General features: G+C 68.9%; 17 protein-coding genes and 2 tRNA genes. 15 read left to right on the top strand and 4 right to left on the bottom strand.

What is annotated here, in order from left to right:
* Positions 1-373 precede the first annotated feature (373 nt).
* The 10 genes from dnaA to GTY56_RS10155 all read left to right on the top strand — a co-directional run bounded on the left by dnaA (position 374) and on the right by GTY56_RS10155 (position 13,765).
* Complete coding sequence (gene dnaA, locus GTY56_RS10200) at positions 374-2,470, top strand: chromosomal replication initiator protein DnaA (protein ID WP_161364646.1); 2,097 nt, start codon at positions 374-376, stop codon at positions 2,468-2,470.
* Between the two features lie 906 nt (positions 2,471-3,376).
* Entirely contained in the window at positions 3,377-4,507 is a 1,131-nt protein-coding gene (gene dnaN, locus GTY56_RS10195) for a DNA polymerase III subunit beta (RefSeq protein ID WP_033309904.1), read from the top strand.
* 197 nt (positions 4,508-4,704) lie between these two features.
* On the top strand, positions 4,705-5,580 hold the full coding sequence (gene gnd / locus GTY56_RS10190) for a phosphogluconate dehydrogenase (NAD(+)-dependent, decarboxylating) (RefSeq protein ID WP_161364644.1): 876 nt from the start codon (positions 4,705-4,707) through the stop codon (positions 5,578-5,580).
* 31 nt (positions 5,581-5,611) lie between these two features.
* On the top strand, positions 5,612-6,733 hold the full coding sequence (recF, locus tag GTY56_RS10185) for a DNA replication/repair protein RecF (protein ID WP_161364641.1): 1,122 nt from the start codon (positions 5,612-5,614) through the stop codon (positions 6,731-6,733).
* On the top strand, positions 6,730-7,284 hold the full coding sequence (locus tag GTY56_RS10180) for a DciA family protein (RefSeq protein ID WP_161364639.1): 555 nt from the start codon (positions 6,730-6,732) through the stop codon (positions 7,282-7,284). The genes recF and GTY56_RS10180 overlap by 4 nt, the downstream gene beginning before the upstream one ends.
* 432 nt (positions 7,285-7,716) lie before the next feature.
* Positions 7,717-9,777: a DNA topoisomerase (ATP-hydrolyzing) subunit B gene (gyrB, locus tag GTY56_RS10175; protein WP_107456673.1), complete on the top strand. Its 2,061-nt coding sequence runs from the start codon at positions 7,717-7,719 to the stop codon at positions 9,775-9,777.
* 42 nt (positions 9,778-9,819) lie between these two features.
* Positions 9,820-12,411: a DNA gyrase subunit A gene (gyrA, locus tag GTY56_RS10170; RefSeq protein WP_161364636.1), complete on the top strand. Its 2,592-nt coding sequence runs from the start codon at positions 9,820-9,822 to the stop codon at positions 12,409-12,411.
* Between the two features lie 19 nt (positions 12,412-12,430).
* Entirely contained in the window at positions 12,431-13,243 is an 813-nt protein-coding gene (locus GTY56_RS10165) for a DUF3566 domain-containing protein (protein WP_161364634.1), read from the top strand.
* 110 nt (positions 13,244-13,353) lie between these two features.
* Positions 13,354-13,430, top strand: a tRNA-Ile gene (locus GTY56_RS10160).
* A gap of 56 nt (positions 13,431-13,486) precedes the next feature.
* The gene (locus tag GTY56_RS10155) at positions 13,487-13,765 is read left to right on the top strand and encodes a hypothetical protein (protein ID WP_161364632.1); all 279 of its coding nucleotides are present in this window, start codon (positions 13,487-13,489) and stop codon (positions 13,763-13,765) included.
* 64 nt (positions 13,766-13,829) lie between these two features.
* Here the strand turns inward: GTY56_RS10155 and GTY56_RS10150 are convergent, their stop codons facing one another.
* Positions 13,830-14,192: a DUF6344 domain-containing protein gene (locus GTY56_RS10150; protein WP_161364630.1), complete on the bottom strand. Its 363-nt coding sequence runs from the start codon at positions 14,190-14,192 to the stop codon at positions 13,830-13,832.
* 337 nt (positions 14,193-14,529) lie between these two features.
* Between GTY56_RS10150 and GTY56_RS40440 the strand changes: the two genes are divergently transcribed.
* Positions 14,530-14,658, top strand: a complete 129-nt coding sequence (locus tag GTY56_RS40440) for a DLW-39 family protein (protein ID WP_003999697.1) — start codon at positions 14,530-14,532, stop codon at positions 14,656-14,658.
* A 214-nt stretch (positions 14,659-14,872) separates the two neighbouring features.
* Positions 14,873-16,156, top strand: a complete 1,284-nt coding sequence (locus GTY56_RS10140; RefSeq protein ID WP_161364628.1) for a hypothetical protein — start codon at positions 14,873-14,875, stop codon at positions 16,154-16,156.
* A gap of 25 nt (positions 16,157-16,181) precedes the next feature.
* Here the strand turns inward: GTY56_RS10140 and GTY56_RS10135 are convergent, their stop codons facing one another.
* Positions 16,182-17,669: a protein kinase domain-containing protein gene (locus GTY56_RS10135; protein ID WP_161364626.1), complete on the bottom strand. Its 1,488-nt coding sequence runs from the start codon at positions 17,667-17,669 to the stop codon at positions 16,182-16,184.
* 257 nt (positions 17,670-17,926) lie between these two features.
* The gene (locus tag GTY56_RS10130; RefSeq protein ID WP_161364624.1) at positions 17,927-18,475 is read right to left on the bottom strand and encodes a helix-turn-helix domain-containing protein; all 549 of its coding nucleotides are present in this window, start codon (positions 18,473-18,475) and stop codon (positions 17,927-17,929) included.
* A 181-nt stretch (positions 18,476-18,656) separates the two neighbouring features.
* Between GTY56_RS10130 and GTY56_RS10125 the strand changes: the two genes are divergently transcribed.
* Positions 18,657-18,729: transfer RNA gene (locus GTY56_RS10125), tRNA-Ala, on the top strand.
* A gap of 158 nt (positions 18,730-18,887) precedes the next feature.
* Here the strand turns inward: GTY56_RS10125 and GTY56_RS10120 are convergent.
* Positions 18,888-19,589: a DUF5324 family protein gene (locus GTY56_RS10120; RefSeq protein ID WP_161364622.1), complete on the bottom strand. Its 702-nt coding sequence runs from the start codon at positions 19,587-19,589 to the stop codon at positions 18,888-18,890.
* A 337-nt stretch (positions 19,590-19,926) separates the two neighbouring features.
* Here GTY56_RS10120 and GTY56_RS10115 point away from each other — a divergent pair, with 337 nt between their 5' ends.
* The gene (locus GTY56_RS10115; protein WP_161364620.1) at positions 19,927-20,454 is read left to right on the top strand and encodes a peptidylprolyl isomerase; all 528 of its coding nucleotides are present in this window, start codon (positions 19,927-19,929) and stop codon (positions 20,452-20,454) included.
* 88 nt (positions 20,455-20,542) lie between these two features.
* Positions 20,543-21,433 carry a rhomboid family intramembrane serine protease gene (locus tag GTY56_RS10110; protein WP_161364617.1) on the top strand — a complete coding sequence of 297 codons (891 nt, stop codon included), beginning with the start codon at positions 20,543-20,545 and terminating at the stop codon, positions 21,431-21,433.
* Positions 21,434-21,663 lie beyond the last annotated feature (230 nt).

Below are 21,663 nucleotides of genomic sequence, written 5' to 3'. Positions count from 1 at the left end.
CGGGGGCTCCAGAAAGAATCGGTGGTTGCGGGGTGCCGTCCTGGCTGTCACCGTGCGCCCACGAGTAGCTCGCAGTTACGCCCGAGTGCACCGCTGACCGATCACCCAAATGATCTGTGCCCATCGGAGGCAGGCGGCAGCAGCCATCGACAACTCGACCTGGTTACGGTACGCGCGGCTACGCCATCCGGTCAAACCAGGAGTCGCCGGGAGACACTTGTCCACAGGCTGGGGACAACAACTTGAACCCTACCGGCCGCCCTGACTACCGTGACGGAACTCCGATTCGTTCCCTTATCCCTGCCCCACCCGATTTACATCCCGAGCCGTCCCAGAACCACACGTTCGTGGGACCTGTGAGAGAGCGTGCCCTGTGGCTGACGTACCTGCCGATCTTGCCGCAGTGTGGCCACGCGTATTGGAGCAGCTCCTCGGGGAGGGCCGCGGCCAAGGGGTCGAAGGGAAGGACGAGCACTGGATCCGGCGCTGCCAGCCCCTCGCGCTGGTCGCGGACACCGCCCTGCTCGCCGTGCCGAACGAATTCGCCAAGGGCGTCCTGGAGGGCCGGCTGGCGCCGGTCGTCAGCGAGACACTGAGCCGCGAGTGCGGCCGCCCGATCCGGATCGCGATCACCGTCGACGACTCCGCGGGCGAGCCCCCCGCCGCACCGGCGCCCCCGGCCCGCTCCCAGCCGCGCTACGAGGAGCCCGAGCTCCCGGCCGCACGCCAGGACCGCGACGGATACGACCGCCCCGAGCGCGACGCCTACGACCGTCAGGACCGGGACGGATACGACCGGCCGGAACGTGACGGATACGACCGGCCCGACCGCGACGGTTACGACCGCCCCGACCGTGACTCCTACGACCGCCAGGACCGCGACGGCTACGAGGGGTACGGCCGCCACCGCGCCGACCAGCTGCCCGGACCGGCCGGTGACCAGCTTCCGCCTACGCGCGCAGATCAGCGCGCAGATCACCTTCCCACGGCCCGTCCCGCGTACCCGTCCGAGTACCAGCGCCCCGAGCCGGGCGCCTGGCCCCGGCCGCCGCAGCAGGACGAGTACGGCTGGCAGCAGCAGCGCCTCGGATTCCCCGAGCGTGACCCGTACGCATCACCCGGACAGGACCCTTACGGCTCCCAGGACTCCTACGGCTCCCCGGACTCGTACACCCCGCAGGACTCCTACGGCTCCTCCGCGCAGGACTACCGCCCGCAGCCCATGGAGCGCCCCTCCTACGAGCAGCCGCGCTCCGACTACGAGGTGCCACGCCCCGACTACGACCAGCGCGACCCGGTGCGCCGGGAGCTGCCCGAGCCGCCGGCCGGCTCCGGGCACGTGCACCGGGGTGGCCCGGTCGGCCCGAACCTGCCGACGACGGGCGCGCCCGGCCCCCTGGCCGCCCAGCCCGCGCCGGCGACCGGCCCCGGTGAGCCCACCGCGCGTCTGAACCCGAAGTACCTCTTCGACACGTTCGTGATCGGCGCCTCCAACCGCTTCGCCCACGCGGCCGCGGTCGCTGTGGCCGAGGCACCGGCGAAGGCGTACAACCCCTTGTTCATCTACGGGGAGTCCGGGCTCGGCAAGACGCACCTGCTGCACGCGATCGGGCACTACGCGCGCAGCCTCTACCCGGGCACGCGGGTGCGGTACGTGAGCTCGGAGGAGTTCACCAACGAGTTCATCAACTCCATCCGCGACGGCAAGGGCGACAGCTTCCGCAAGCGGTACCGCGAGATGGACATCCTGCTCGTCGACGACATCCAGTTCCTGGCGGACAAGGAGTCGACGCAGGAGGAGTTCTTCCACACCTTCAACACACTCCACAACGCCAACAAGCAGATCGTGCTGTCCTCCGACCGGCCGCCGAAACAGCTGGTGACGCTGGAGGACCGGCTGCGGAACCGTTTCGAGTGGGGTCTGATCACGGACGTCCAGCCGCCCGAGCTGGAAACCCGGATCGCGATCCTGCGCAAGAAGGCGGTGCAGGAGCAGCTGAACGCGCCGCCGGAGGTGCTGGAGTTCATCGCGTCCCGGATCTCGCGCAACATCCGCGAGCTGGAAGGCGCCCTGATCCGGGTCACGGCGTTCGCGTCGCTCAACCGGCAGCCGGTGGACCTGGGCCTGACGGAGATCGTCCTCAAGGACCTCATCCCCGGTGGCGACGATTCCGCGCCCGAGATCACGTCGACGGCCATCATGGGCGCGACGGCGGACTACTTCGGGCTGACCGTCGAGGACCTGTGCGGGACCTCGCGCGGCCGCGCCCTCGTCACCGCCCGGCAGATCGCCATGTACCTGTGCCGTGAGCTGACGGACCTGTCGCTGCCGAAGATCGGCGCGCTGTTCGGCGGCCGCGACCACACCACGGTGATGCACGCGGACCGCAAGATCCGCAATCTGATGGCCGAGCGCCGCTCCATCTACAACCAGGTCACCGAGCTGACCAACCGCATCAAGAACGGCTGACGGCGACAGCGGTACACACCGCCGAGGGCGCCCCCTGAGGCTTCGGGGGGCGCCCTTTTTCATGCACCGGAGCCCCTGGGCCGGCGCGACGACACCCCACCGCCCGGCACCTGATCGCAACCCACTGTTCGAATAGCTGCGGAGTTACGGCCTCCCTCCACAGATTCGTGGACTTTCTGCCGTCCACATCCTGGGGACCGGGAAGTTGTCCAGATCGCGTCCACAGCAGCCACTGTTGATAGACCATCAGACCAGCTCAGGTGCTTGTGGATTCGTGGACGAAGGATCTCCACAGACTGTGGACAACGAGATGATCCACAGGCTGTGCACCGAGTTGTCCACCGGCCACCCACAGGCTGGGGAGAGTTGTCCCCAGCAAACCGTCGCTTCTCCACATGCCTGTCCACTGTTCGGCAACGCGACGCGCCTCCTCACCGGGTCGAGTGAAAGGCGTCACACAAAGGTGCCGGGTTGGGCTGTGGGAAAGGTGGGTAAAGCTGGGGACGGCGCTGGGGAGAACTCACCTCCCCCTGTGCATGGCGTGTGCAGAACTTTCTGTTCTCCACAGATGTGCCCGGTTGTCCACCGCCTCCACCCACAGGACCCGTGGACAAAATTCGCGCCCTGAGCTGGGCAAACGAGGTTATCCACGGTATCCACAGCCCCTACTACTACTCCCGACTAGAGAGAGCTGGGAATCCGTTTCGAAGGGGGCCCTGTGCACAACTCGCTCTTCGGTGCCCGGCTGCCCCTCGTCACGACTTGACCCCGAGAGGCACCTACTGTCAGTGCGGTGCGTCAGACTGGTCCCCGGTGTCCTCCCCCTCACAGGGACCGTCGACACCGAGACAGACGACGAGGGCCAGGCAGAGCGAGAAGCGCCGGCAACAGCAGGAGGCGGCAACAGTGAAGATCCGGGTGGAACGCGACGTACTCGCGGAGGCAGTGGCCTGGGCGGCACGCAGCCTCCCGGCCCGTCCGCCGGCGCCTGTCCTCGCCGGCCTGCTGCTGAAGGCCGAGGAAGGCCAGCTGAGCCTGTCGAGCTTCGACTACGAGGTCTCGGCGCGCGTGTCGGTGGAGGCCGAGGTCGACGAGGAGGGCACGGTCCTGGTCTCGGGCCGCCTGCTCGCGGACATCTGCCGCGCGCTCCCCAACCGGCCGGTGGAGATTTCCACAGACGGTGTACGGGCGACCGTGGTCTGCGGCTCGTCCCGGTTCACACTCCACACCCTGCCTGTGGAGGAGTACCCGGCCCTGCCGCAGATGCCGAACGCGACGGGCACGGTCCCCGGCGAGGTCTTCGCCTCCGCCGCCTCCCAGGTCGCCATCGCGGCCGGCCGTGACGACACGCTGCCCGTGCTCACGGGTGTCCGCATCGAGATCGAGGGCGACACCGTCACGCTGGCGTCCACCGACCGCTACCGCTTCGCGGTCCGCGAGTTCCTGTGGAAGCCGGAGAACCCGGAGGCCTCCGCGGTCGCCCTGGTGCCAGCCAAGACGCTCCTGGACACCGCCAAGGCCCTGACCAGCGGCGACCAGGTGATCCTGGCGCTGTCCGGCTCGGGTTCCGGCGAGGGCCTGATCGGTTTCGAGGGTGCCGGCCGCCGTACGACGACCCGCCTGCTGGAGGGCGACCTCCCGAAGTACCGCACGCTGTTCCCGACGGAGTTCAACAGCGTCGCCGTCATCGAGACCGCCCCCTTCGTGGAGGCCGTCAAGCGTGTGGCCCTGGTCGCCGAGCGCAACACCCCGGTGCGGCTGAGCTTCGAGCAGGGCGTGCTCATCCTGGAGGCGGGCTCCAGCGACGACGCACAGGCTGTGGAAAGGGTGGACGCCCAGCTGGAGGGCGACGACATCTCGATCGCCTTCAACCCCACGTTCCTGCTGGACGGCCTGAGCGCCATCGACTCCCCGGTGGCCCAGCTGTCGTTCACGACGTCCACGAAGCCCGCGCTGCTCAGCGGCAAGCCCGCGCTGGACGCCGAGGCGGACGACGCCTACAAGTACCTGATCATGCCGGTGCGCCTCAGCGGCTGAGCCCGTCCGAGGCGCCGGTGATCGTCGGCGGCTGTCCACAGGCTGAGGACAAAGTCGCAGGTGAGGGCGTACGACTGAGCGCGTATGCCCACAGATGTGCGCGAGCGTCCGGGTTTAGGCTCGGACGCGGGTACGAAAGTGCCGCGCGGTACACACGTGCCGCCACGCCACGTCGCAGAACCTAAGGAAAACAACTGATGGAGCTCGGTCTCGTCGGCCTCGGCAAGATGGGCGGCAACATGCGCGAGCGGATCCGCCGCGCAGGTCACACCGTCCTCGGATACGACCGCAACCCGGACCTCGCCGATGTCCACAGCCTGGAAGAGCTTGTGGGCAAGCTCAGCGGGCCTCGCGTGATCTGGGTGATGGTCCCGGCCGGTGAGGCCACGCAGACCACGATCGACCAGCTCGCAGAGCTCTTGGAGCCCGGTGACGTCGTGGTGGACGGCGGCAACTCCCGCTGGACCGACGACGTGAAGCACTCCGAGGAGCTGGCGGCCAAGGGCGTCGGCTTCGTCGACTGCGGTGTCTCCGGCGGCGTCTGGGGCCTGGAGAACGGCTACGCGCTGATGTACGGCGGTGACAAGGAGCACGTCGCCAAGGTGCAGCCGGTCTTCGACGCCCTCAAGCCGGAGGGCGACTCCGGCTCGGTGCACGCCGGCAAGGTCGGCGCGGGCCACTTCGCGAAGATGGTCCACAACGGCATCGAGTACGCGATGATGCAGGCCTACGCCGAGGGCTGGGAGCTCCTGGAGAAGGTCGACTCCGTGACCGACGTCCGGGAGGTCTTCCGCTCCTGGCAGGAGGGCACGGTCATCCGCTCCTGGCTGCTCGACCTCGCGGTCAACGCGCTCGACGAGGACGAGCACCTGGACGAGCTCCGGGGTTATGCACAGGACTCCGGCGAGGGACGCTGGACGGTGGAGGCGGCGATCGACAACGCGGTGCCGCTGCCGGCGATCACCGCGTCGCTGTTCGCGCGGTTCGCCTCCCGCCAGGAGGACTCGCCCCAGATGAAGATGATCGCGGCGCTGCGGAACCAGTTCGGCGGCCACGCGGTCGAGAAGAAGTAACCGAGCACCGAGGGAGGTCGGCGAAACGACCATGCACGTCACGCATCTGTCGCTGGCCGACTTCCGCTCGTACCCCCGGGTCGAGGTCCCGCTCGATCCCGGGGTGACGGCCTTCGTCGGGCCGAACGGGCAGGGCAAGACCAACCTCGTCGAGGCCGTCGGCTATCTCGCCACCCTCGGCAGCCACCGGGTCTCCTCCGACGCCCCCCTGGTCCGCATGGGCGCCGAGCGCGCGATCATCCGGGCGCAGGTCCGGCAGGGGGAGCGGCAGCAGCTGGTCGAGCTGGAGCTGAACCCGGGGCGTGCCAACCGGGCCCGCATCAACAGGTCCTCGCAGGTCAGGCCGCGTGACGTGCTGGGGATCGTACGGACCGTGCTGTTCGCGCCGGAGGATCTCGCCCTGATCAAGGGTGACCCCGGGGAGCGGCGGCGTTTCCTCGACGAGTTGATCACAGCGCGTTCTCCGCGCATGGCCGGGGTCCGCTCCGACTACGACCGGGTCCTCAAGCAGCGCAACACCCTGCTGAAGTCGGCGGCGTTGGCCCGCCGGCACGGTGGTCGCACCATGGACATGTCCACCCTCGACGTGTGGGACCAGCATCTCGCGCGTGCGGGCGCGGAGTTGCTCGCCCAGCGTCTGGACCTGATCGCCACGATCCAGCCGCTGGCCGACAAGGCCTATGAACAACTCGCGCCCGGCGGCGGCCCGGTCGCGCTGGAGTACAAGCCGTCCGCGCCGGGGGAGGCGCACACCCGTGAGGACCTCTTCGAGCAGCTGATGGGCGCGCTCGCGGAGGCCCGCAAGCAGGAGATCGAGCGCGGGGTGACCCTGATCGGGCCGCACCGGGACGACCTGGTGCTCAAGCTCGGCCAGCTCCCTGCCAAGGGCTACGCCTCCCACGGCGAGTCCTGGTCCTACGCACTGGCGCTGCGGCTGGCGTCCTACGACCTGCTCCGGGCGGAGGGCAACGAGCCGGTGCTGGTGCTCGACGACGTGTTCGCCGAGCTGGACACCCGTCGGCGTGAGCGTCTCGCCGAACTGGTGGCCCCGGGCGAGCAGGTCCTGGTGACGGCGGCGGTCGACGACGACGTACCGCATGTGCTGTCCGGGACGCGGTTCGCCGTGTCCGAGGGGACGGTGGAGCGCGTATGACGGAGAACACATCCGGCGACGCCCCCAGGACCTCCGGGCCGCCCAAGAGCCCCGAGCCCTCCGGTGTCGACCTCGCGCGCGTGGCGTTGCGCGCCGCGAAGGACGCCGCACGCGCGCGTGGGGACGCGGCGCAGCAGAAGAAGCAGGCGCGCCGCGGGGGTCTGCGCTCCGGCGCGCGCGCCGACGGCCGCGATCCGATGGCGCTCGGTTCCGCGATCAACCGCCTGATCACCGAACGGGGCTGGGAGGCGCCGGCCGCGGTGGGCGGTGTGATGGGCCGCTGGCCGCAGATCGTCGGCGAGGACGTGGCCAAGCACTGTGTGCCGGAGAGGTACGACGAGGACGAGCGGGTCCTGACCGTGCGCTGTGACTCGACGGCCTGGGCGACGAACCTCCGGTTGCTCGCGCCCACGCTGGTCGCGCGCCTCAACGAGGACCTGGGCCACGGCACGGTGCAGCTGATCAAGGTGCAGGGCCCCGGTGGCCCGGCTCGCCGTTACGGGCCGCTGCGCGCCCCCGGCAGTACCGGTCCGGGCGATACGTACGGCTGATCGGCACCGTTTTCCCACTGGTCGGCAGTACGTGACCGACTTCACATCGAGGGCTTCCGCCCGCCCTTTCGGAGGGCCGGCGGTGCTCTCGGTGTGTGCCCGCACATGGTTGCGAATCGCGACCTGACTCCGAAGTAGCCAAGGGTTGACGGCTGGAAGCGCTGAGTGCCTCCGTGAGCCTCTTGGAGCCCCCATCCGTATATCGGGAGTAGGACGAGACCCGTCGAGGGCGGCACATGCGGACTCAGGTACCGGCAAACCCCCATCAGTGTCAGTGCTACCGGTAGACTGGAAGCAATCCCGCCCCACTCGCTGGGGACCGTCCGGGAAAAGCTGAGCAACGCTGATCAAGGCTTACCAACGCAACATGCCGCAGCCGCTCCGGCAACCCGCCGACGAGCCTGGCTCGTGCTGTGCCAGAAAGGGCGCTTCGTGGCCGATTCCGGCAACCCCAACGAGAACATCCCGTCCACCGACGAAGGCGTGAGCAGCGAGGCGATCACCTCCAACAGCGAGGTCACCGCCTCGTACGACGCCAGTGCCATCACCGTCCTCGAGGGTCTGGACGCGGTCCGCAAGCGGCCCGGCATGTACATCGGCTCGACCGGTGAGCGCGGTCTGCACCACCTCGTGTACGAGGTCGTCGACAACTCCGTCGACGAGGCGCTGGCCGGGCACGCGGACACGATCCAGGTGACGATCCTGGCCGACGGCGGCGTCCGCGTCGTCGACAACGGCCGTGGCATCCCGGTGGGCATCGTGCCGTCCGAGGGCAAGCCGGCCGTCGAGGTCGTGCTGACCGTGCTGCACGCGGGCGGCAAGTTCGGCGGCGGCGGCTACGCGGTCTCCGGTGGTCTGCACGGCGTCGGTGTCTCGGTCGTGAACGCCCTGTCCAGCAAGGTCTCCGTCGAGGTGAGGACCGACGGCCACCGCTGGACGCAGGACTACAAGATGGGCGTCCCGACGGCCCCGCTCGCCCAGCACGAGGCCACGGACGAGACCGGCACGTCGGTCACCTTCTGGGCCGACGGCGACATCTTCGAGACCACCGACTACTCCTTCGAGACGCTCTCGCGGCGCTTCCAGGAGATGGCGTTCCTCAACAAGGGTTTGACGATCAAACTCACGGACGAGCGCGAGTCGGCGAAGGCCGTGACCGGTGCCGACGAGGCCGGTGCGGACGAGAAGGCCGAGGTCAAGACCGTCACGTACCACTACGAGGGCGGCATCGTCGACTTCGTGAAGTACCTCAACTCCCGCAAGGGCGAGGCGGTCCACCCGACCGTCATCGACCTGGAGGCCGAGGACAAGGACAGGCAGCTGTCCCTCGAGATCGCCATGCAGTGGAACGGCGGCTACACCGAGGGCGTGTACTCCTTCGCGAACATCATCCACACCCACGAGGGCGGTACGCACGAGGAGGGCTTCCGGGCCGCGCTGACCTCGCTGATCAACAAGTACGCGCGCGACAAGAGGCTGCTGCGCGAGAAGGACGACAACCTCACGGGCGACGACATCCGCGAGGGTCTGACGGCGATCATCTCGGTCAAGCTGAGCGAGCCGCAGTTCGAGGGCCAGACGAAGACCAAGCTGGGCAACACCGAGGCCAAGACGTTCGTCCAGAAGGTCGTCTACGAGCACCTCGCGGACTGGCTGGACCGCAACCCGAACGAGGCCGCGGACATCATCCGCAAGGGCATCCAGGCGGCCACCGCGCGCGTGGCGGCCCGCAAGGCCCGTGACCTGACCCGCCGCAAGGGCCTGCTGGAGACCGCGTCCCTGCCGGGCAAGCTCTCCGACTGCCAGTCGAACGATCCCACCAAGTGCGAGATCTTCATCGTCGAGGGTGACTCCGCCGGCGGCTCGGCCAAGTCCGGCCGCAACCCGCAGTACCAGGCGATCCTCCCGATCCGCGGCAAGATCCTGAACGTCGAGAAGGCGCGGATCGACAAGATCCTGCAGAACCAGGAGATCCAGGCGCTGATCTCGGCCTTCGGCACCGGAGTCCACGAGGACTTCGACATCGAGAAGCTCCGCTATCACAAGATCATCCTGATGGCGGACGCCGACGTCGACGGCCAGCACATCAACACCCTGCTGCTGACCTTCCTGTTCCGCTTCATGCGGCCCTTGGTCGAAGCCGGTCACGTGTACCTCTCCCGCCCGCCGCTCTACAAGATCAAGTGGGGCAAGGACGACTTCGAGTACGCGTACTCCGACCGCGAGCGCGACGCCCTGATCGAGATGGGCCGCAACGCCGGCAAGCGCATCAAGGACGACTCCGTGCAGCGCTTCAAGGGTCTCGGTGAGATGAACGCCGAGGAGCTGCGCATCACGACCATGGACCAGGAGCACCGCGTCCTCGGCCAGGTCACCCTCGACGACGCCGCCCAGGCCGACGACCTGTTCTCGGTCCTCATGGGCGAGGACGTCGAGGCCCGCCGCGCGTTCATCCAGCGCAACGCCAAGGACGTCCGCTTCCTCGACATCTGAGTCGGTCTCAGCTGACCGCACCAGGAAGGATCTTCACCAGCAATGACCGACGAGAACACTCCCGTGACGACGCCCGAGGGTGACGCCCTTGCCATGCGCGTCGAGCCCGTCGGGCTCGAGACGGAGATGCAGCGCTCGTACCTCGACTACGCGATGTCCGTCATCGTCTCGCGTGCGCTGCCGGACGTCCGCGACGGTCTCAAGCCCGTCCACCGCCGTGTGCTGTACGCCATGTACGACGGCGGCTACCGCCCCGAGCGCGGCTTCTACAAGTGCGCCCGCGTCGTCGGCGACGTCATGGGCAACTACCACCCGCACGGCGACTCCTCCATCTACGACGCGCTCGTGCGCCTCGCCCAGTCCTGGTCGATGCGCATGCCGCTCGTCGACTCCAACGGCAACTTCGGCTCCCCGGGCAACGACCCGGCCGCGGCCATGCGGTACACCGAGTGCAAGATGGCGCCGCTGTCGATGGAGATGGTCCGTGACATCGACGAGGAGACCGTCGACTTCACGGACAACTACGACGGCCGCTCCCAGGAGCCGACCGTCCTGCCGGCCCGCTTCCCGAACCTGCTGATCAACGGCTCGGCCGGTATCGCGGTCGGCATGGCCACCAACATCCCGCCGCACAACCTGCGCGAGGTCGCCGCCGGCGCCCAGTGGTATCTGGAGAACCCCGAGGCCTCGCACGAGGAGCTGCTGGACGCGCTCATCGAGCGCATCAAGGGCCCGGACTTCCCGACCGGCGCGCTCGTCGTCGGCCGCCGGGGCATCGAGGAGGCGTACCGCACCGGCCGCGGCTCCATCACCATGCGCGCGGTCGTCGAGGTCGAGGAGATCCAGAACCGCCAGTGCCTGGTGGTCACCGAGCTGCCGTACCAGGTCAACCCGGACAACCTCGCCCAGAAGATCGCCGACCTGGTCAAGGACGGCAAGATCGGCGGCATCGCGGACGTCCGCGACGAGACCTCCTCGCGCACCGGCCAGCGCCTGGTCATCGTGCTGAAGCGGGACGCGGTCGCCAAGGTCGTGCTGAACAACCTGTACAAGCACACCGACCTCCAGACGAACTTCGGCGCCAACATGCTGGCGCTGGTGGACGGCGTGCCGCGCACGCTCTCGCTCGACGCGTTCATCCGGCACTGGGTGACGCACCAGATCGAGGTCATCGTCCGCCGTACGCGCTTCCGGCTGCGCAAGGCCGAGGAGCGGGCGCACATCCTGCGCGGCCTGCTGAAGGCCCTGGACGCCATCGACGAGGTCATCGCGCTGATCCGGCGCAGTGACACCGTGGAGATCGCCCGCGGCGGCCTGATGAGCCTGCTGGAGATCGACGAGATCCAGGCCAACGCCATCCTCGAGATGCAGCTGCGCCGACTGGCCGCCCTGGAGCGCCAGAAGATCGTCCAGGAGCACGACGAACTCCAGGCGAAGATCAACGAGTACAACGAGATCCTCGCGTCCCCGGTCCGCCAGCGCGGCATCGTCAGTGAAGAACTGGCCGCGCTCGTCGAGAAGTTCGGCGACGACCGCAAGACGACGCTGGTCCCCTACGAGGGCGACATGTCCATCGAGGACCTGATCGCCGAGGAGGACATCGTCGTCACGGTCACCCGGGGCGGCTACATCAAGCGCACCAAGACCGACGACTACCGCGCCCAGAAGCGCGGCGGCAAGGGCGTGCGCGGCACGAAGCTCAAGGAAGACGACATCGTCGACCACTTCTTCGTGTCCACCACGCACCACTGGCTGCTGTTCTTCACCAACAAGGGCCGTGTCTACCGCGTCAAGGGCTACGAGCTGCCGGACGCCGGCCGGGACGCGCGCGGTCAGCACGTGGCGAACCTGCTCGCCTTCCAGCCGGACGAGGCGATCGCCGAGATCCTGGCGATCCGCGACTACGAGGCGGTTCCCTACCTCGTGCTCGCCACCAAGGCCGGACTTGTGAAGAAGACGCCTCTGAAGGATTACGATTCGCCCCGTTCCGGCGGTGTGATCGCGATCAACCTCCGGTCGATGGAGGACGGTTCGGACGACGAACTGATCGGAGCCGAGCTGGTCTCGGCGGACGACGATCTGCTTCTGATCAGCAAGAAGGCCCAGTCGATCAGGTTCACCGCCTCGGACGACACCCTGCGGCCCATGGGCCGTGCCACCTCGGGTGTCAAGGGCATGAGCTTCCGCGAGGGCGACGAGCTGCTCTCGATGAATGTTGTTCGACCCGGTACGTTCGTGTTCACTGCCACAGACGGCGGGTACGCGAAGCGGACCGCCGTCGACGAGTACCGCGTCCAGGGTCGCGGCGGCCTCGGCATCAAGGCTGCCAAGATCGTCGAGGACCGTGGGTCCCTCGTCGGCGCGCTGGTGGTCGAGGAAACCGATGAGATCCTCGCCATCACGCTGTCGGGCGGTGTGATTCGTACGCGAGTCAACGAGATCAGGGAAACCGGCCGTGACACCATGGGCGTCCAACTGATCAATCTGGGCAAGCGCGATGCCGTCGTGGGCATCGCTCGCAACGCCGAGGCGGGACGCGAGGCGGAGGAGGTCGACGGCGACGTGGTCGTCGACGAGACCGCCGAGGGTGCCGCGAGCGGCACGGACGAGGGTGAGGCGCCCTCGGCCGAGTAGGCACGAGGAGTGAGTCAGCGTGAGCGGAGCCACGGGCGCCGGACCGGCCGGAACCTCAAGGGGTACGGAAGCGGACGACGGCGGCCGTGGCTCCGCCGCGCGTGCGGCGGACCCGCACACGACCAACCTGAAGGCGATCAAGTCCCCGACCAAGGACACGCCTGCGCCTGACCCGCATGCATCACAGGGGGGAACTGTGACGGACACCCGAGGTCCGAAGACCAAGCAGCCCAAGGCCGGCACGGGCCCGTCCGCCTCCGGCGCGCAGCCGCAGCCGGCCGCGCAGGAGCCGGGCGCGGCCTCGCCCCTGCCCGGGGAACGGCAGACGCAGCAGCAGGCCGGGCCGTACCACCCGCCGCAGGCCTACCCGGCGCAGCAGGCGGCGGCCGGTGCGGGAGCGGGAGCGGGTGCCGCGACGGGGGCCGTACGGCGCCCCCGCACGGGGGCGAGCACCACGCCTCGGGTCCGCAAGGCGCGGCTGCGGGTGGCGAAGGCCGACCCGTGGTCGGTGATGAAGGTCAGCTTCCTGCTCTCCATCGCCCTGGGCATCTGCACGATCGTCGCGTCCGCCGTGCTGTGGATGGTCATGGACGCGATGGGGGTCTTCTCGACGGTCGGCGGCACGATCTCCGAGGCCACGGGCTCGAACGAGTCCAACGGCTTCGACCTGCAGGCCTTCCTGTCGCTGCCCAACGTCCTGATGTTCACGTCGGTCATCGCGGTCATCGACGTCGTCCTGGCGACGGCCCTCGCGACCCTCGGCGCGTTCATCTACAACCTGTCCGCGGGCTTCGTGGGCGGTGTCGAGCTGACCCTCGCCGAGGACGAGTGACGTCGCCTTCGCCGCGGTCCTGACGGGGCCCCGACAACCGATTTTGGGACTGCCCATGTCGTGCGCTAATCTTCAGGAGTCAGCGCGCGGGACACACCGCAAAGCGCGGCGGGGCTATAGCTCAGTTGGTTAGAGCGCATCCCTGATAAGGATGAGGCCACAGGTTCAAATCCTGTTAGCCCCACCAGCATGAAACCCCCAACCGTTCATGGTTGGGGGTTTTCGTCGTTCAGGGAGGGCCGCGTGACCGTGAGAGCAGTCGCCCGAGGGACCGGGGCGCGACTGCGGCGGTGGCTGGGCCGGGGCAGGTGGGGGTGGCTGGTGTTCATCGCCTCTCAGGTCTACTTGGGGCGCGGTGCCTGGCCCAAGGCCCTGGACGGGGACCCGGGGATGCTGGGCGCCCTCGCTTTCTCGACCCTCCTGGTGGGCTGGGCCGTCTGGTACCGAGGCCGCCGGGTCCGGCGGACACCTCAGGCCGGCTCTGCCGGTCAGGAGGCCGCGGACGGGCCGGGACACGCGTAAGCCCGGCTGCTCTGCCGAGCTGCCGGGCTTTGTACGCAGGATCGCCGGTGGTCGTTCCGGGGGTTCAGCGCTGGAGCGGCGTGAGGTGGTCCGGTTCCGCGTCGGGGTCCTCGTCGGTGCAGTCGGGGACGGGGGAGGCCTGCGTGTCCGCGGGCGAGCGGTGCCGGCAGCGGGGGGTCTTGCCGTGCGCCTCGGCGCGGATGCGCTGCTTCATCGTGGGGGGCAGGGCCCTGGGTGAGGACCAGGGGAACACCGCCGGTGCCGCCGTCCGCTGCTGCGGGATGCTCGCGCCGTTGCTGTTGCTCTTCTGCTCGGTCTGCGGTACGGCCACGGCGGCGGTCGTGGTGACGAGTCCGAGCGCCGTGCACAGCGCGAGGAAGGCGGTGACGATGGCGGTCCACAGGTTCATGACCTTGTTCCTGGCCATAACCCCTCACTTTCGGGTTGGGCGATTTGCGTACTTTCCTCATGATGTGTATGGGGGTCGAGAAGTGGTGGATCTCCGCCCGTGGCGCGTCGATGTTCTGATGAACACCACCCGGATGGGCGCAAGGGCGGAGAAAAGGTGAGGAGAGGGGTGAAGGGAGGTCAAAGTAGCCGTCTGCCGGGGTGTGATCACCCTCCGATCGGAGTGGTGAACTCCGCTTCTATCCCGGTTACCGGGCGGGGAGTTGAGGGCCGACTCAGGTCACCGATCGGTATCGGTCGGTGTGTATAGTCGGGCGCCAGAGGTCCCCTACGTCAACGAAAGACGAGGTCGCGCGGTGAAGAAGCTTCTCCTGGTCGCACTGGCCGCCATCGGCGGGCTCCTCGTGTACCGCCAGATCCAGGCGGATCGCGCCGAGCAGGATCTGTGGACGGAGGCGACTGACTCCGTGCCCACGGGTTCGTGAGCCACGACAACCCATACCGAGCACACCCCGGCCGCCTCGCGGTCGGGGTTTTGTGTGCCGAGAGCCGGTCGCGAACCCGGCCGGCGCGGCAGGATGGGCCACGGCTTCACGGCTTCACGGCTGGGGGCTCGGCGACGGTGAGGGGTGGCGCGTGAGAGGACGGTGCCGTACGGCGTGGGGACGGCGCGCGGGGGCGTGGCGCCACCGTCCGGTGGTGGCCGTGCGCCTGGGAGCCCTGGCCGTGGCCCTCGGGGCGACAGCGGCCGCGGTGCCGCTGCCCGCTGCTGCTGCCGCACTCACCTCCGGAACGCCGAGCCCTTACGCCTTCGCCGACGGCGCACAGAGCGTCGAAGGAGCCAGGAGCACAGGCAACGCCCCCCTCCTGAAGCCCGGCGGCACCTACAAGAGCTCTCTGCCGGGCAGCGGCAAGGTCAGCTACCGCCTGGACCTCGACGCCGCGTCGAACGCCTACGTCTCCGTCACCGCCGCCCCCTCCCCCGACAGCACCGTCTCCGTCATCGACGGGGTCAAGGTGACCGTCCAGGACGCCGAGGGCAACACCTGCTCCGTCGACAACACGAGCTTCGGAATCGCCCGCAGCCCTCATCCCATCGCGGCGTGGGGCATGCGCCAGATCTCGCCCGGCAAAGCGCTGTGTCAGAAGGCCGGCACCCACTACGTCACCGTCGAGCGCGTCGATCCCGACGGCGAAGGCTCCTCACCGGACGCCTGGGACCTGGAACTCGTCGCCATGACGGAACCGCGGACGGCGAAGACAGGACCGACCAGCGCGCCCGGGGCATGGAACTCCGCCACTCCCCAGCCGCTCCCGGGAGAAGCACGGCGCCGCAAGGGCGGCGCGGGATTCACCGGTGCCGCACCCATCGACCAGGGCGCCTGGCAGGACGACATCCGACCCGGGCAGACCCTCTTCTACGCGGTGCCCGTCGACTGGGGACAGCAGATCTCCGTCACCGCGGAACTCGGCAGCACCGACTCCGGCAGCACCGGCTACACCTCCGACGCCCTGGACCTGACCCTCTACAGCCCCGCCCGCGCGGACGTCGCCGACGTCGGCGTGGGCTACAACGGCGGCCAGAACGCCGCAAGCCTGCCTCCCCTGCCACCGGTCGACCACGCCAACCGCTACGCCGCCACCGCACAGGTGAGCACGCTGCGCTTCGCCGGCTCCTATTACCTCGTCGCCCATCTCGCGGAGAGCGTCGCCGACACCTTCGGGGACGGGCCGTTCCCGATGACGCTGCGCGTCCGGGTGAGCGGGCAGCCGCAGAGCGGTCCCGAATACGTCGGAGAGTCCGAGCCGAAGGGCGTCTTCGAGGTCTCGGAGCAGGACCGGGAGGCAGCCGCGGAGGGCGTCGCGGCGGGCGACGACACCGCTATGAGGGCGCTCGCCGTGGGCGGCATCGGCACCGGAAGCGCACTGCTGGTCGGACTCGGCGTGTGGACCGTGCTCGCCCGGCGCGCAACGGCCGCGTAGGGCGGGCGCGGTCCCTGCAACGGCCTCAGATGCGGGTCAGGGCCCAGAAGCCCACGGCGTAACAGGCCAGCGCGAGCAGCAGCACCGGGATCACCACGCCGGCGGGAGGGCCGGGGCGGGAAGGCCGCCGGGCCCGGTGCCGTGACGGCGTCTGGCCGCTCGACGGGGCCTGCGAGGGCTGCGGGGCCTGTGGGGAGCGGGCGGTGTACGAGGCTGTCGAGGCGTCCGCGCGGTACTGCTCCGCAGGAGGCAGGGGAGGACCGGAGTACACCGGTGGCAGCGGCTGTGCGGGCGACAGCCGGTGCGTGGGGTCGTAGGGGGAGACCGGCTGCTGCTGGTGCGGTGCAGCCCCCTGCCGCCCAGGGCCGGGGGAGGAGGTCACGGTGGCCTGCGGAGGCGGCAGATGGAAGCTGCCGGTGTCCGACATGGAGGGCGGCTGCGCCGAGCCGCCCGACGGACCAGTGGCACGTCGCGGGTCGCTGGGTGTCTCCCGTGCACGGCGCCGGTAGGTCTCGGCGGGCCGCCCGCCGGACCCCGTCAGCGCACCCTCGTCCTCACCCTGCCGCGACCGCTCCTCGCCCCTCCCGGCGGAGTCGGACCGCTCCGCTCCCGGGCCCAGCCCCTTCGCCCGCTCCAGGGGCCCCTCGGCGGCGAACCCTCTTGGCAACGGGCCGAGTTGGTCGAAGATCTCGATCAGCTCGTCGTCCGGACCCGGCTCCGGCAGGAGCTCGGCGGCGGCCGCGAGCGCCTTGCGCGCCCCCGTGGCCGTACGGAACCGCGCCTCCGGATCCGGCTGCAGCAGTGTGGCCACCACCTGCCACAGCGGCTCCGGAATGCCCTGGGGCGCACCGGGCGTCCCGTGCTCGGCGAAGTACTGGATCAGTGCCTTGCTGTCCGGCTTGGCGCCCTCCAGCAAGTACAGCGCCACCAGCCCCGCGGCGAACAGATCGGCGGTGAAGTCCGGTTCGGCACCCATCATCTGCTCGGGCGCGAGATAGCCCGGCGTCCCCACCACGAGGTTGGTCTCCGTCAGGCGGGGCTCACCCAGCCGCATCGCGATGCCGAAGTCCGACAGCCGCAGCCTCGGCCGGCCCGTGCCCGTGGCCTCCAGCAGCACATTGGCCGGTTTCACGTCACGGTGCACCACGTCCTCCGCGTGCACCGCCGCCAGACCCGCCAGCAGCTGGTCGAGCAGAGTGCACACGAAAGCCGGCGGCAGGGGACCGTAGTCCCCGACGAGATGGACGAGCGATCCGCCCGCGACCAGATCCATGGTGAACAGGACCTTGTCGTCGTCGGCGGCCCAGCTGGTGGGGGCGAGCACATGAGGATGGTCGATCCGCAGCGCCTGCTCCCGCACGAAACGCAGCAGCGAGTGCGCGTCGCTCTGGAGCAGAACCTTCGCGGCCACGTAGCGACGCCGACGATGATCCCAGGCGCGCCACACGGCGCCGACCCCTCCGCGCCCGATCGGGTCGACCAGTTCGTACCGGCCGGCGAAGACCTCACCCATGGCTGTACGTCGCTCCTCCCCCTGCGGCTTCCCCCCTTGCTTCCCCCCGGCGAGCGCTACGACTCCCCGACGGACGAAACAGCTCCCCCGAGCCCCCGACGCCCCCGGCACTCCCCCGATGAGCGATACATCCCCCTCGCGTCGAACGGTCCCCCGTACGGAACACGCCCCCTCGTGCCCGTCCGTACCGTGACGCATCCCCCGTCACCTCACCCGCCACCCGCAACCGAACCCCCTTCGGCGACCGGGCGGCAGGATCAGTTCTGGTGGGACTGGTAGTGCGAGACCGCGTCCGAGGTGCGGCCGGCGCCGTAGACCCGGAGGAACTCTGCCAGCTCCGGATGGGTCGGGGAGAGAGTGTCGGCGGCATCGATGATGTCGCCCGCCGCCGCCACCGACCGCAGCAGCGACTGGATCTCACGCACGACGCGCTTGACCGTGGGCGCCCCCGAACTGCTCGTCGTCTGCGTGGTGTTGCTGAGCACCGACCCCCCTTGCGACTTCTTGATCTCCTCCATGCGCTCGGTGGCCTCGGCCGCGCTCACACTGCCGTCCGCGACCTGCCCCGCCAGGTCCTGCAACAGCTGCACCCGCTGCACCACGGCCGGGTTGCCGATCTTCGCCCGCTGACCGCTCATCAGCTGCGACAGCATCGGCGCGGACAGTCCCAGAACCCCCGCGAGACGAGCCTGGTTGAGACCAAGATCGTCGATAAGCCTACGGAAGAGCGCCCCCAGCGGCTCCCCGTACCAGTTCCGCTGCAGTTCCCGCGCTCTTGCGGTCGCTTCCTGCTGTGCGGCGTCCATTGCGTCTCCCCATCGCTTCCCCATGTACGGCGGTTCGCGGTAGCGAACCACGCCGAGCATCTTACGGAGAGTGGTCGTCGACGGGGACCCCCCATCTTTTTGCGGAACCACGGGGGTGACCCGGTACTCTGGTCTTCGACGCCCGCCGGGACGCAATTTCTCCGGACGGACGTCTCCTCACGGGGCCTTAGCTCAGTTGGTAGAGCGCTGTCTTTGCATGGCAGATGTCAGGGGTTCGACTCCCCTAGGCTCCACTTGAGAAATGCCCTCCGAACTGCGGAAACGCGGTCTCGGAGGGCATTTTTGCGCAGCCGGGCGCAGACCGCGGGCGAGTGTTTCACGTGAAACAGCACGGCGGGGCGAGAGACCCTCAAGTCTCTCGCCCCGCCGTGCTGTTGAATCCGGTGCGCCCTCAGGAACGATCGTCGCGCCGAGCGGCCTCGTCCTCGGCCTGCTTGGCCTCGACCTCCGGGTCCAGAACCGCCGGACCCGTGCCGTCCACGGACGACAGGCGCCCCGACTCCGGGACCTCCGTCGCAGCCGGCGGCTCCACCAGCCAGTCCGGATTGGCCTGCTTGTCCCACCACTTCCACGCGGCGAAAGCCCCACCCGCAAGAGCGCCCAGAAGCAGCAGTGACTTCGCGGCCTTACCGGCCTTGGCCCGCCGCTCATGCTTGCGGACCAGCTTCTGGATCTCCTTGGACGAGACCTGACCGCGCAGAGCGGCCATGGCGGCCGCACTCCGGGCCGCGGCCTCGGTCGTCACAGGCACGGCCGCGGCCACCGCCTGCTCGATCCTCGGCCTGGAGTACTCCGCCGCCTGACGGGCAGCCTTACGCGTGCGCTCAGCGGCTTCCTGGGCGGCATGGTCGACCTTCGGCGGCACATGCGCGCGGGCCTGCTCCAGATACGGCTGCACATGAGCGCCGTACTGGACACGCGCCTGCCCTGCGGCCTGCGTCACCTTGGGCGCTAGCCGTACGCGTGCCTCGTGTGCGTAGTGCGCGGCCCTGTCCTTGGCCGTGTCGGCGTAGGGCGCCACCACTTCCGCGGCGTGCAGCACGCTGTCCTTCGCCGAACCAGTCGCGGCGCGCACGCTGTCGATGCGGGTCACGGGTTCCTCCTCCTCGGTGGCGTACGGTATTTCGACTTTCCACCCTTTTACGGATCATGCCTCCCGACGCACGACCAGGCATGCGCGGAAGGGCATCCGGGTCACGAGACTCGGCATCCAACGCCGATCACGTGCGATAGCGGATGAATAGGGTGCAACAGGAGCTTGTCGTCGACAATGCCACGGATCGCCGCCCAGCGCCCCCGCCCCGGGCCTACTCGACTTGATTTCCCCGACACCCGCCGAGGGTTTCCCCCAGCCGCACCGAGGTCGGACGACGGGGAGGCCCGTCCGTGCGAGGATCAGGGAGTCACAGAAAGACAACGGAAGGCAGATCGTGGCTGAGCAGCTCTACGCCACCCTGAAGACCAATCACGGCGACATCGAAGTCCGGCTTCTGCCGAACCACGCGCCCAAGACGGTCAAGAACTTCGTCGAGCTCGCCCAGGGCGAGCGGGAGTGGACCCACCCCGAGACGGGTCAGAAGTCCACGGACAAGCTCTACGACGGCACGGTCTTCCACCGGGTGATCAGTGGCTTCATGATCCAGGGCGGTGACCCGCTGGGCAACGGTACCGGCGGTCCCGGCTACCAGTTCGAGGACGAGTTCCACCCGGACCTGCGCTTCGACAAGCCCTACCTGCTGGCCATGGCCAACGCCGGCCCGGGCACCAACGGCTCGCAGTTCTTCATCACCGTCTCCCCGACGGCATGGCTGAACCGCAAGCACACCATCTTCGGCGAGGTCACCGACGCCGCCAGTCAGAAGGTCGTGGACACCATCGCCACGACCCAGACGAACCCGCGCACCGACCGCCCGCTGAGCGACGTGATCATCGAGTCCGTCGTCATCGAGACCCGCTGAGCGCGAAGGCTCCCGCAGGGAACCAATCGCCCCGCCCATCCGTAAGGATGAGCGGGGCGGGCTTTTCTCACACAACCTAGGGGAGACCATGGACGACCAGGCTGCGGGCAGCCCGCAGGACGCCCACAGCGTCCCCATGTGCTACCGCCACCCGGACCGCGAGACGGGCATCCGCTGTACACGCTGCGAGCGCCCCATCTGCCCCGAATGCATGGTCAACGCCTCCGTCGGCTTCCACTGCCCCGAGTGCGTCCGCACCGGCTCCGGCACCGGCCACTCGCCCACGGCCGCCATGCCCCGGACGATCGCCGGCGGCTCCATCGCCGCCGACCCCCGGCTGCTGACCAAGATCCTCATCGGCATCAATCTGGCCGTCTTCATCGCCGTCCAGGCGAACGAGTCGCTGCTGAACGACATCGTCCTGCGCGGCGCCTGGCCACCGGCACCCTTCACGCCCACACAAGGCGTGGCGGGAGGCGAGTGGTACCGCATGGTGACGTCGATGTTCACGCACCAGGAGATCTGGCACATCGCGTTCAACATGCTCAGCCTCTGGTGGCTCGGAGGCCCGCTCGAAGCGGCACTGGGCCGCGCCCGCTACCTCGCGCTGTACTTCATCTCCGGGCTCGCGGGCAGCGCCCTGGCCTATCTGCTGACTCCCCCCGAGACGGCCACGCTGGGCGCCTCCGGCGCCATTTTCGGCCTCTTCGGCGCGACGGCCGTCCTGATGCGCCGGCTCAACTACGACATGCGGCCGATCATCGCGCTGCTGGCGATCAACCTGATCTTCACCTTCAGCCCGGGGTTCAACATCTCCTGGCAGGCCCACATCGGCGGCCTGGTCGCCGGAGTCGTCATCGGGTACGCCATGGTCCACGCCCCGCGCGAGCGCCGGGCACTGGTCCAGTACGGCACCTGCGCCCTGGTTCTGGGAGTGGTCGTGCTCATGACTGTGCTGAGGACGGCACAGCTCACCTGAGCAGGCGTTGTCCACAGCGAGTGTCGGATCTTGTGCACACGGTGCGGGAACACATGTGCCCCCTGTCACCGACCTGCGTTTCCGCAGGTCAGGCAGGGGGCGAACAAGTTTTCGAGTGCCGGTACTTCCGTCATACCGGCGTCAACGTCCAGCGGGTTATCCACAGATCGTCTTCATTATCCCCATGTGGATAACCTCTGTGGATAACTCAGCGAACACCCCTGGGCAGA

The sequence above is a fragment of the Streptomyces sp. SID5643 genome, assembly GCF_009872555.1.
GTDB lineage: Bacteria > Actinomycetota > Actinomycetes > Streptomycetales > Streptomycetaceae > Streptomyces > Streptomyces iakyrus.
Note: the sequence above shows the minus strand (reverse complement) of the source record. Positions and strands in the feature narration are given on the sequence as shown.

Excerpts from the sequence above, each read along its gene's own strand:
- GTY56_RS10150 (WP_161364630.1), bottom strand. The coding sequence starts at position 14,192 with ATGGCCAGGAACAAGGTCATGAACCTGTGGACCGCCATCGTCACCGCC.
- recF (WP_161364641.1), top strand. The coding sequence starts at position 5,612 with ATGCACGTCACGCATCTGTCGCTGGCCGACTTCCGCTCGTACCCCCGG.
- GTY56_RS10135 (WP_161364626.1), bottom strand. The coding sequence starts at position 17,669 with ATGGGTGAGGTCTTCGCCGGCCGGTACGAACTGGTCGACCCGATCGGG.
- GTY56_RS10180 (WP_161364639.1), top strand. The coding sequence starts at position 6,730 with ATGACGGAGAACACATCCGGCGACGCCCCCAGGACCTCCGGGCCGCCC.
- gyrA (WP_161364636.1), top strand. The coding sequence starts at position 9,820 with ATGACCGACGAGAACACTCCCGTGACGACGCCCGAGGGTGACGCCCTT.
- GTY56_RS10130 (WP_161364624.1), bottom strand. The coding sequence starts at position 18,475 with ATGGACGCCGCACAGCAGGAAGCGACCGCAAGAGCGCGGGAACTGCAG.
- gnd (WP_161364644.1), top strand. The coding sequence starts at position 4,705 with ATGGAGCTCGGTCTCGTCGGCCTCGGCAAGATGGGCGGCAACATGCGC.
- GTY56_RS10110 (WP_161364617.1), top strand. The coding sequence starts at position 20,543 with ATGGACGACCAGGCTGCGGGCAGCCCGCAGGACGCCCACAGCGTCCCC.